We start from the raw sequence: 11,735 nt of genomic DNA on the forward strand, positions 1-11,735 counted from the left end.
AGCAAACAACAGCTTATGATGAAAATTAGTTTTTTACTAGATTCTTATCATCTTCAGACTAATAGAAAAAGCAGATTTTTATATTAAATCCGTTTCGTTGAGATTGCCATTTTTACGCCAGGAATTTGACGCAGTTGATCCATAATTAAAACCACTTCGCCATGCTCCACTGTGCGATCGGCGTTTAAAACCACAACTAGGTTTTGATTCGGTTCTATGAGTTGCTGAACGCGATCGCCCACATCTTCAATACCGATTTTTTGCTTATTCAAAAACACCTCAGTCTTCTCATTCACCGTAATCGTGGCGCGGGAAGGGGTTTTCTGTTCAGTGGCAGATTTCGCTTGAGGTAAATTAACTGGCAACCCCTCAGTGCGAGTCAGAAACAGAGTAGACATGATGAAAAACGTGAGTAACGCAAACATCACATCTAATAAAGGCAAGACGTTTTTAATTTCAAGCGGTTGATCCAACAAATCAGGATCAAAGCGACGACGTTTAGACATGGACAACCTCTCGCTGCGATCTCAGGTGCAGGAGTTCTAACTGAGTACAAGACTCATCAATGTATGCTAGTTGCTGAGCATAAAACGACCTAAAAATATTGGCGGCAATGAGGGCTACGACCGCCACAATCAAACCAGCAGCCGTTGAAACCAAGGCTTCACTAATTCCAGCGGTCACCCCCAAGGTCTTGGAGCCGCCGACTTCACCCAATGTCAGTGACCCAAACGATTGAATTAAGCCAGTAACCGTTCCCAACAATCCCAGCAGTGGAGCTAAGCCAACGGTCGTTTCAAACACATTGTTAAAACGCTTGAGGCTCGGTATTTCGGTTTGGGTTCCCGCATCGAGCGCTAGCCGAAATTCAGTCGGTGTGGCATTCGGAATCGAAAGGGCTTCCAAAAATACACGTGCGATCGGTAGGTCAATTTGCTTGTTAAGCGCTTCCTCTGCTAGCACCGGGTCTTCCTGATACAGTTGCAGCGCTTTTCGAGCTACTCGTTTCTGCTCTTTCTTAATTTTCCGCCAAAAAAGAGAACGCTCGATCGCTAGTGCCAAGACCGTTATGGAGAGGAAAATCAGGGGAATCATCACAACCCCACCTGAGATCAGAATGTCGATGAATTTAGACATGGCAATGTATTGAAAACTGTTACGAAAAAAAAGTTGCGGTCAGTTGCGGTCATTTCATATTCCAACAGCACTATAAAGCTTAATGAGAATAAAGAGCAAGTGGTCTAAGTAAGTAAACTGCTTTGACGCGATCGCCATCTCTGTACAAGTTAGTCTAAAACTACTGATAAATATAATCAACTTTAACAATAGATTTCTAGAAGAATTTTCAATAAGTCTGAAGCCATAGCTGGAGGCAAACTAAATGGAAGCACCTGCAAACAGCCACTAAAAGGGGTTTAATCTGCCCCCAAAGTCCATGCTTGTTTAGATGAAGATTGACTTTGGCTACTAAACATATTATTTTTTGAGATCACTAATGAGAGATACTCTTAAGTATAAAAATATTTATAGTTTTTTCATTTGATTTGTCCTGCAAGATTTTTGCTAGGACGATAGAAGTTTTTTGCTTTTTTCTGTTTGAGTGTGAGGAGATTTTTGTGAAATTTTTGCAGTTGAGTGTGTTGAGTTTAATCGCAAGCCTGTTTTCAGCCAGCGTTTCTCTGCCTGTTGTAGCAGAGACTATGCCAGTAAAAAAACGCGCTGCATTTCTCAAGGAGAATCATCCTGCTAAGACGGTGAAAGAATGGTTGGCGCAGGTTGAAGACACGAAAAGCGAGTCTCCAATTCAAGTGGTTGGAGTCAAGCTGAATCAAACAAAAACTGGATTAGAAATCGTTTTAGAAACGCAGGATGGCAAACCGTTAGCGATCGATGCCAGCAAATTTAGGACGGAAGGAAACACCCTGATTGCCAACATCCCCAATGCAGTGTTGGCGTTACCAAGCAGTCAACCGTTTGCAGCAACCAATCCTGCTAAAGATGTGACTAACATCTCGGTGACGCAACAAGATGCAACTAGTATTCGCATCAGCGTGGTGGGAACTCAAGCAGTACCCAAAACTCAAGTGACGCTGAAAACTGGAGGATTGGCGTATAGCCTCAGTCCTGATAGTGGCGCGGAAGAGGATGAATTGGTGATTACAGGGGCAGGACAACCAGGTTACTTTGCACCAAGTAGCTCTACGGCAACGAAAACCGACACGCCAATTCTGGATATTCCCGGCTCTGTTCAAATCGTTCCCCGTCAGGTTTTGCAGGATCAGCGGGTCACTCGCGTTGGAGATGCAATTCAAAACGTGAGTGGAGTTAGCAATTTAGGGCAGTATCAGGGCTACGAAGATTTGATTTTCCTGCGTGGGTTTCAGGTTTCGACGTTTCAGGGTAGCTTCTTTCGGGATGGAGTGCGAACCTTTACCTTTGGTTCGCCAGACCTGACAAATTTAGAGCGCATTGAGGTGTTAAAGGGACCTGCATCGATCCTATTTGGGCAGGTAGAACCCGGTGGTATCGTCAACTTGGTGACCAAGCAACCCCTATCAAACCCTTACTACTTCGGGCAATTCAGTGCTGGCAATTTCAATACCTATGAGGGCGCGATCGACCTCTCAGGACCCTTGGATGAGGAAAAAACAATCCTATATCGCTTGAATGCGTCTTATCGAACGGCAGATAGCTTTCGAGATTTTGCCGAGAAGAAGCGGTTTTTCCTATCCCCATCCCTGGCACTGAAACTGAGTCCAAACACCACGCTCACGGTTGATGCCGAGTATATTCATGATTCCTCGACTTACGATACAGGTTTAGTGGCGATCGGCAAACGACCCGCAAATATTCCCATTGGACGCTTCCTCAACGAACCATTCAGTAATGTCAGCAGAGAGGAGTTGAGTGTTGGTTACGTATTGAGCCATCGCTTTAGTGATAACTGGTCACTGCGGCATAACTTTCGGTTTCAACGCCAAAATCCCGATCGCTACGGTCCCCAACAGAATCAATTGGATGAACTAACAGGAGACCTAACTCGAACAGAGTATTGGGCAGGTGGATATTACGAAAATCTTTTCACCGATACCAACCTGATTGGGAAATTTTCTACGGGTTCAATTCAACATCAACTGCTAGTAGGTTTTGAGCGCAGCCGAACTCTTGAAAAACCTGAATTTCGATTCAGTAATGAGTATCCATCCATCAATATTTTCAATCCTGTGTATGCCAGACTGCGCTATCCCAAGGAACCTGAATTCTTCCGGGATGACACAACCTACACCACTGGTATTTACTTGCAAGACCAAATTTCATTACTACCCAATCTCAAATTACTCTTAGGCGTTCGATACGACACCTTTAAGCAACAGCGAAGTACCCAATTTTTACCCGATCCGAAGGAAGAATTTGAACAATTAGATAGTGATGTTACTCCACGCTTTGGTATTGTCTACCAACCTATAAAATCGCTCTCTGTGTATGGCTCCTATAGTCGCTCCTTTAATCCTTCGTTTGGAATTTCTCGAAATGCAGACAATTCTACGTTTAAACCGGAAACTGGAGAGCAGTTTGAGATTGGAGTCAAAGCACAACTTTCACCCAAACTGATTGCAACTCTAGCGGGTTATTACCTGACCAAACAAAACGTTACAACGGCTGATCCTAGTGATCCCTCTGGATTGTTTCAAATTCAAACTGGGGAAGTGACGAGTAAGGGCATCGAGTTTGATGTGTTGGGTGAAATTACTCCTGGGTGGAATGTCATTGCATCTACGTCTTATATCGATGCCCGCATTACAGAAGATAATGTGCTGCCTGTAGGAAATTTCCTTGACAATATCCCCAAATGGACAGCTAGTTTGTGGACGACCTATGAAATTCAAACGGGCAGTTGGAGAGGGTTTGGAGGAGGTTTGGGGCTATATTATGTTGCAGATCGCTCAGGTGATTTAGATAACACATTCCAGTTACCCAGTTATTTCCGAACAGATGCTTCGCTATTTTATCGACGTAACAATTGGAAGGTTCAGTTGAATGTTCGGAACTTATTTAATGTTGAGCACTATGTAGGTTCTTCATTTGGTAGTCGAGTTGAGGTTACACCGGGTGCTCCACTGAGTGTACTTGCAACTGTTTCAGTGGAGTTTTAATCATGAAACCGCGTCGTCTGGCTCTAAGTTTGCATGGGTATATCGGCATCATTACCGGAATCCTGCTGGTGGTCATTGGTTTGACAGGAAGCCTACTGGTGTTTTCCCATGAAATTGACCATCTAGTTCACCCTCAGCTATTACAGGTTGCGCCTCAAGCTGAGCAAGTTTCACCGCAACGAGTGGTAGACATTGCTCAGGCATTTCAACCCAGTTTGAAGCCTCACCGGATCACGATGCCGCGATCGCCCAATGAGGCATACACAGTCATGATGCTATCTCCCAACGATGAGTACACCAATATCTATGTCAATCCGTATGGTGGAGCAGTGTTGGGTTCTCTTCCCTGGAAGCAGAGTATTGTAGGTTGGCTCATTGATCTGCACGTTCATTTATTTGCAGGCGATTGGGGCATGAACCTGGTTGGAATTTGCGGGGGCGTTTTTCTGGTCATGGGCATGACTGGATTACTGCTCTGGAATGGCTGGAAGCAGCTACGCTTCGGTTTCAAAATTCGCTGGCAAGCTCCCTGGCAACTGGTGAACTATGATCTGCATAAAGCGATCGGGGTTTTATCTGTGGCATTACTGTCGCTGATTGCGGTGACAGGGATGGCAATGGTGTTTTGGACTCCGTTTGAAACAGCCGTGTATAGCTTGACGCGATCGCCAAAACCACCAGAATTCACCTCCAAAATCATCCCCAATGCTGCCCCAATGGGCATTAATGAATTGTTGCAAAAAGCTGGAACTACCCTGCCAGAGGGCAAAGTGTTCAAGTTCTTCCCGGCAAAAACGCCTGATGCAACTTTTAATGTTTGGATGGATGTGCCTCACGAGCATGAGTTCAACAAGAATCCCTACTTGCGGCTAGATCAATACACGGGTGAAGTCTTGCATACTAGCGGTTGGAAAAATGACTCTTTGGGCGATCGCCTCCTCAGCGCCCCTTACATCTTGCATGTTGGCAACTATGGTGGCGGGTTGACCCGCATTCTATATTTCTTGATTGGACTTGTTCCACTAGTCCTACTAATCACTGGCTTTGCCCTATGGAACCGTCGGCGTTGGCTCTTTGCTCACCGTAAGGAAGCAACTCAGCACAGCCAAAGGACAAATGCTAAATCCTAGAAGCAAATTCAAAAAGCCAAACACTCAACTTCCTCAAAATCTTGAAGTCATCCACTGCCACACAGACTGAATCAAGCCTGCACTAATGCGATCGCTCCTCTGAATTTATTTCTACACTCATTCCAAAGGTCTTGCTCAATCATGTCTCAATTTGCTCATTCCCTGTTTCTAGTTCATGTTGCATTGTTATTTGGAGCACCAGTAGTTTCAGCACAAGCTATTGCTTCAACCCGTTCAGACGTTACTCGCATACGAGAATTCAATCGTCCTACTAAAACGGTAAAAGAGTGGAGGGCACAGGTAGAAGCCGCGATCATTCAAGTGACAGGCGTAAAGGTCGAAGTTCGTTCCGAACCGCAAGGCGATCGCACCGAATCTGGTCTCGACATCACCCTGGAAACTGCCGATGGTAAGCCGTTGGCGATCGATGCCAGCAAATTTAGAACTGAGGGGAATAACCTGATTGCCGACATTCCGAATGCGGTGCTGGTATTGCCAGATGGTCAACCGTTTGCAGCAACCAATCCCGCCAAAGATGTGACGAATATTACGGTGACGCAACTAGACCCAACCAGCATTCGCATCAGTGTGCTAGGAGACAAAGCGCCGCCGAAAACTGAAGTGGTGTTGAAGGTGGGAGAACTTGCCTATACCTTGAACCAAGATGATGCAGATGATGAAGAAATTGTGGTGACGGGCGAAGGACAAAGAGGCTACCGCGTCCCAAATGCCAGCACTGCAACCCGAACGGATACTCCGATCCGCGATGTTCCTGCTTCGATTCAAGTGATTCCCCGCGAGGTGATCCGCGATCAAAACGCAACCAGCATTAGAGAAACAGTGCGGAATGTAAGTGGCGTAACTTATGCATCCTCTTCTGGCAATCGTTCAGAGAGATTTATCGTGCGTGGCTTTTCGGCAAATAATTTTTTGAATGGTTTTCGCAATGACTTTTTCTCATCTCGAACGCAAGAAGACCTGGCAAACATTGATCGGATTGAAGTGCTAAAAGGTCCTGCCTCTATCTTATTTGGACAAGTAGACCCGTCTGGAATCATTAATCGGGTCACCAAAAAGCCACTGTTTGAGCCTTTCTACGAACTGAGTTTTACAGCAGGAAGCTACGATTTTTATCGTCCCGCTTTGGACTTTGGAGGTCCGCTGACAGAAGATAAAACTTTGGCGTACCGCTTGAACATTGCCTATGAGAATGCAGGCAGCTTTCGCGATCGCGTTCAGACCGAACGCTTCCTTTTTGCACCATCGTTCACTCATCGACTGGGCGACAACACCAGCTTAAACCTGGAGGTTTCCTATCTACGCGATGCGCGACCCGTTGATCGGGGCTTGGTTGTTCTCAGCAACAATAAAGTTCCTAATATTCCGATCGGTCGTTATCTTGGCGATCCGACAAAACAAGAGAAATTCACCCAAACTTTAGCATCGCTCACTCTCAATCATCAATTCAATTCAAATCTCTCGCTCCGGTCTCTGTTTCGCTATACCGCCAGTACCGAAACTGGACCGGGTGCTACCTTGCAAATCGACGGTGATACGGAAGACGATCGCACCTTCCCGCTATCAGATTTCATTGGCGATCAATACTATGAAACTTACTACTGGCAAAATGATTTTGTTGCCAAATTCAACACAGGTTCAATCCAACATACTGCACTAGTTGGCTTTGAACTCTCTCGTCAAAATAGCTTTTTCTCTGGCGCAGGTCGTTCAGCCGGGTTCATTGATGTCTTCAACCCCAGCTATGACTTTACCTTCGGTGAATTTGAAGCCTTCGACCCATTTGATGATGTCACCAAGACCTTTGGCATCTATGTGCAAGATCAAATCACCTTGCTAGATAACCTCAAACTGCTGGTGGGTGGAAGATTTGATACCTACCGCTATAAATTCACTTCAGCCGATGTTGCAGGTACGCCCGACCAGGCGGAGGCATTTACCCCGCGTGTAGGCGTTGTTTATCAACCAATTAAGGAGGTATCACTCTATGCCAGCTACAGCCAATCTTTTACCCCAAACGGCGGTAGAAGTGTGAGCAATCAACCCTTTGATCCTCAACGTGGCACAGGCTATGAAGTTGGAGTTAAAACGGATTTTCTCAACGGGCGACTATCGTCAACATTGGCGTTTTACAATACGACGCTGAAAAATATCCTCACTGAGGATGTGAATAATCCTGGCTTTTCGGTTCAAGTTGGAGAACAACGCAGTCGTGGAATTGAGTTTGATATTGCGGGGGAGCTTCTTCCGGGTTGGAAGCTCATTGCGTCCTACGCCCACACCGATGCACAGATTACGAAAGATAACTCGCTAACCGTTGGTAATCGACTTAACAATGTGCCGCGCAATAGTGCCAGCCTATGGACAACTTACACCCTACAAAACGGTGATTTGAAAGGATTAGGGATTGGAGCCGGAGCCTTTTATGTGGGCGATCGCGCAGGCGATTTAGCAAATAGCTTTGAAGTCCCCAGTTACACCCGTTTGGATGCCGCTGTTTTTTATCAAAGAGATCGATTTAGAGTTGCACTGAACTTCAAGAATCTTGCTAATACTCGGTACTTTGAAGGATCACAAGACCGTACTCAAGTCATTCCCGGTACACCATTTACAGTGTTGGGAACAATTTCCTATCAGTTTTAAGCAATCTCCAAAAGCCTCTGTCATGAAAACTCTCAAATGGCGCAATGTTGCTTTTCACCTACATCGCTGGCTTGGACTTGCGATCGGGTTGCTACTCATTCTGATCGGTATTACAGGAAGTTTGTTGATTTTTGAAGAAGAGATTAGTGATTGGTTAAATACACAGCAGTTTGGGGTAATTATTCCCCAAGCTGAACGCCTTGCTCCCGCAACTGTTCTTGACACTGCGAAAGCTGCCCATCCTAATTGGCAAGCCATAAACCTCTATATACCTAGCGATGATCATCATCCCTATAAACTTCGGATGACAGCACCAGACGCTAATCCAGATCTATATCTGCATGGTGATCATGAAGTCTTTGTACATCCTTATACGGGTGTTGTTTTGGGCGATCGCGCTGAACGATACTCCTTCTACCGTTTTCTGCTAAATCTCCATTACAGGCTATTTGCCGAGAACATAGGGATTAAGATTGTAGGAATTGCTGGTTTGCTTTTGTTTATCCTCTGTATCAGTGGATTGGTGCTATGGACAGGTTGGCGCAAGCTGATTAATGGTTTCAAAATCAAATGGAAGGCTCATCCTAAACGAGTCAGCTTTGATATTCACAAGGTTGCGGGAATCGTTGCTGTCATTTTCTTAACACTGACAGCTATTACTGGTGTAGGTTGGAATTTTTATGAGTTTACACAACCTGCCATTTACGCATTGACTGCGACACCAACGCTACCTAATCCAGAATCTAAACCGATCGCGGGTAAATCCCCAGTGGGATTAACAGAAGTTTTGGTAAAAGCGGACACTGCTCTGCCTGACAGCAAAACCACAATTATTTCGCTACCAGACGAGCCAAAAGCCGCTTTCAGCATTTACAAACAAATACCTGGTGGGAGTACTTATGGCGGTGCTGTTTATATCGATCAATTCAACGGTCAGGTGTTGCGTGTAGATGATGAGCGCAGAGCGGCACTTGGCGATCTCATCCTCAACGCCTTTATACCGCTTCACTTTGGCACCTTTTGGGGATTACCTTCTCGCATTCTTTATGTGTTTGTGGGTCTGTCACCGCTGATGTTATTTGTCACAGGGGTTATCATGTGGTGGTTTCGCCGCAAGCAGAAGGGGAAAGCAGCGATCGCTTACCCCACTCGATAAACCCTAAAATGGAGAAGCCCAGGAGTCAACGTCTAGGAAAACCCATGATTGCCAGCCCTGATTTTGTCCATCTAACGCCCGATGAGTATCTTAAACACGAAGCAGAACGCCTTGAAAAACACGAATATCGAGATGGCGACGTGTATGCAATGGCGGGAGCGGTGGATGAAAACGTCACGATCTCGCTCAATTTAGCAGCGGAACTGCGGCAATTTTTGCGGGGGTCTGGTTGTCGAGTTTACATCAGCGATATGAAAGCGCGGGTTGAGTCGATCAATCGCTTTTTCTATCCTGATGTGATGCTCACTTGCGACCCACAAGATCAGGAAACAGACGCTTACAAGCGATTTCCTAAACTAATTGTGGAAGTGCTATCTGAATCGACAGAAGCCTACGATCGCGGTGATAAATTTGCTGACTATCGCCAGCTAGAAAGCTTGCAAGAATATGTGCTGGTGAGTGCCAAGCGGCAACGGGTGGAATGCTTTCGGCGGGGAGAAAATGGACTTTGGGTTTTGCAGGGATATGGTGAAGTGGCAAGCGATCGCACTTTATACCCTAGAAAGCATTGGGTTTACCGGTGAACTTGTCACGCTCTATGAAGATGCGATCGCCTGATTATCAAGACAACGCGATCGCCGCCAGTTTTGCGGACATGCGCCTCAACTAGCCGTCACCTCTAAACGTGCATTATCAGCCAACGGATCTTCATTTAAAGCAGGGCAGGCGACAGACTTCTCGCCAGACCAATCTGTGAAAGTGGTCTCATCTTGATAGTGTCGAGGGGTTTGCAGCATGATTTGCCATGCTTTGCCAGCATCCAGCAAGTTAAACCGCTCTGGATAGTGCGTTTGCAGCAGGGTTTGAACCATAGGGTAGTAGTCAGAACTGAGACCCGGAAAAATATGATGCTCGGTGTGATAGGAAAAGTTTAAATGGAGCAAATCGAACAGTTTGGGCACACGAATCGATAAACTATTCACCAGAACATCATTAATGCTCGTCATTCGGCACGCCATATGGTTTGTGTAGACGTAAAACATCACGCCAGCATAGCCAATCCAAATGGGCAGAAAATAGCTCAAAAGCAATTTCACAGGATGCCACCCCAAATAGGTTAGCAAACTTAGATGAAGCCCTAAAATTCCCAAGAGTTCCAGCGCGATCGCCTGCCGCTCCTTATTGCTCACCTGAAAAGCGACAACCGGATAGTTAGTTTTGCCGTCATTAAACAGCAGCACTGAAGTGAGGTTCCGAAAGGTATGAACTCCCCACGCATGACCCATCCCAATCGTTAATAAGATAGGATTTACCTCAGCCGAGGGCACGAACGCATTCTGAATCCATTTTCCCCAAGTGTTGGGTTGAGACTGCAAGTAATTGCGATCGGGATCTTGCAAAGAATTCGTCTTCCCATGATGTTCGCGATTATGTACCGCTTTCCATAAGGTTGGCGGCATCCACAGCATAGCTAAACCCAATATACTGATGACTTTCCTAACCCAAGGATTAGGAATAGTGCGGGTATGCGCGATATCGTGAGTGCTAAATAGAAGCACAATCACACTATTTCCCATGACCAAGGTGAAAGGCAAATAGAGCCAGAGAAAATACCATTGCCACTGATCAAGATGGTCAGCGATCGCCCACCCTGCAAGCAAGATCGCCAGATTGATCAACAGAATCCAAACTTTATCTGGATTGGGTAGAAACGCCTCGGGTGGAAGGAGAGGACGCAGTTTTTTTGCGTAGTCTGCTTGGGTCATCCAAGCGATCGGGTCAATGGAACTCATAAATCTTTGTAAGTTCCTTTAAAGAGTATTAGATCAATTTTGCGTGATTTTTGAGCAAAGTAACGCTCACTTTTGAGGTTAGATTTACTGGCTTCTAATCAAAGCTAGATTGACATTAATCGTAACCCTAATCGTCAGTTAACCTTTTCTACACTTAAGAAAATATTTTGTATAAAATTCCTAAACATCGGTATACCTTGGCTAAGACCGATTTTAGCCAAGGTGTACTGAGTTATTTTCTAACCTGCACTATCTACACAGTTAAACCATTACCCTTTTTTAGCAGTTCCTTCAAAAACCAGCGGTGCTTTTGATGAACTTGTACGAGTCGGGTATACAGATCTGCGGTGCCAATGTCTCCGGCATTTGCCGATACCTCTGCATCTTCATGCATCTCGCTAATGATTTGCTCGTGAGTGGCGATCGCTTCCTCAATCATTTCTCGCACCGACATCTCAGCCGTGGAACCTTGAATTGAAGCCGTCGGCAAATAATCAGCAGGATTGGCAACAGGTACGCCATCAATCATCAGGCTGCGTTCTGCCAATTCATCAATCATGGCGAAAACTTCGCCGCCCTGCTCTTCAAACAATAGATGCAAATCGCGAAAGAGTGGACCAAAGGTAAGCCAGTGATATTTCTTGTAGTTGAGGTAGGCAACTAGCGCATTTGCCTGATTGCGGTTGAGCGCTTTGACTAAGGCTGTTTGTGAAGCTTGCAACGTGGTTGTCATAGCATCCCCTTTAAAGACGTTGGATTGTTTCGGCTACTTGAGTTGAGTACGGCTTTACCGAACCTCTTAATCATACTCGTTATGAGTACGTTTTGCAAGGAGGATCGC

9 protein-coding genes are annotated in these 11,735 nt (G+C 45.6%); 5 read left to right on the plus strand and 4 right to left on the minus strand.

From position 1 onward, the window contains the following. Positions 1-83: 83 nt before the first annotated feature. A complete protein-coding gene (locus AB3R30_RS08615; protein ID WP_458648764.1) occupies positions 84-506 on the minus strand; it encodes an ExbD/TolR family protein in 423 nt (140 codons plus the stop codon). Next, on the minus strand, positions 499-1,137 hold the full coding sequence (locus AB3R30_RS08620) for a MotA/TolQ/ExbB proton channel family protein (RefSeq protein ID WP_458648765.1): 639 nt from the start codon (positions 1,135-1,137) through the stop codon (positions 499-501). The genes AB3R30_RS08615 and AB3R30_RS08620 overlap by 8 nt, the downstream gene beginning before the upstream one ends. Positions 1,138-1,616: 479 nt before the next feature. Here AB3R30_RS08620 and AB3R30_RS08625 point away from each other — a divergent pair, with 479 nt between their 5' ends. The 5 genes from AB3R30_RS08625 to AB3R30_RS08645 all read left to right on the plus strand — a co-directional run bounded on the left by AB3R30_RS08625 (position 1,617) and on the right by AB3R30_RS08645 (position 9,685). Continuing rightward, complete coding sequence (locus AB3R30_RS08625) at positions 1,617-4,154, plus strand: TonB-dependent siderophore receptor (RefSeq protein ID WP_458648766.1); 2,538 nt, start codon at positions 1,617-1,619, stop codon at positions 4,152-4,154. A 2-nt stretch (positions 4,155-4,156) separates the two neighbouring features. Continuing rightward, a complete protein-coding gene (locus tag AB3R30_RS08630) occupies positions 4,157-5,284 on the plus strand; it encodes a PepSY-associated TM helix domain-containing protein (protein WP_458648767.1) in 1,128 nt (375 codons plus the stop codon). Positions 5,285-5,425: 141 nt separating this feature from the next. Then, positions 5,426-7,945, plus strand: a complete 2,520-nt coding sequence (locus AB3R30_RS08635; protein ID WP_458648768.1) for a TonB-dependent siderophore receptor — start codon at positions 5,426-5,428, stop codon at positions 7,943-7,945. Positions 7,946-7,967: 22 nt separating this feature from the next. Beyond that, a complete protein-coding gene (locus tag AB3R30_RS08640; protein WP_458648769.1) occupies positions 7,968-9,101 on the plus strand; it encodes a PepSY-associated TM helix domain-containing protein in 1,134 nt (377 codons plus the stop codon). Beyond that, complete coding sequence (locus AB3R30_RS08645; RefSeq protein ID WP_458648770.1) at positions 9,044-9,685, plus strand: Uma2 family endonuclease; 642 nt, start codon at positions 9,044-9,046, stop codon at positions 9,683-9,685. The genes AB3R30_RS08640 and AB3R30_RS08645 overlap by 58 nt, the downstream gene beginning before the upstream one ends. 78 nt (positions 9,686-9,763) lie before the next feature. Here the strand turns inward: AB3R30_RS08645 and AB3R30_RS08650 are convergent, their stop codons facing one another. Both AB3R30_RS08650 and AB3R30_RS08655 read right to left on the minus strand, forming a co-directional pair. Continuing rightward, positions 9,764-10,894 (minus strand): fatty acid desaturase family protein, encoded by a 1,131-nt coding sequence (locus tag AB3R30_RS08650; protein ID WP_458648771.1) that lies wholly within the window; start codon positions 10,892-10,894, stop codon positions 9,764-9,766. A gap of 253 nt (positions 10,895-11,147) precedes the next feature. Beyond that, the gene (locus AB3R30_RS08655) at positions 11,148-11,627 is read right to left on the minus strand and encodes a Dps family protein (RefSeq protein ID WP_458648772.1); all 480 of its coding nucleotides are present in this window, start codon (positions 11,625-11,627) and stop codon (positions 11,148-11,150) included. Positions 11,628-11,735 lie beyond the last annotated feature (108 nt).

Origin of the sequence: Sivoneniella epilithica UHCC 1019, from assembly GCF_040830845.1 — a bacterium.
Classification (GTDB): domain Bacteria; phylum Cyanobacteriota; class Cyanobacteriia; order Leptolyngbyales; family Leptolyngbyaceae; genus ULC077BIN1.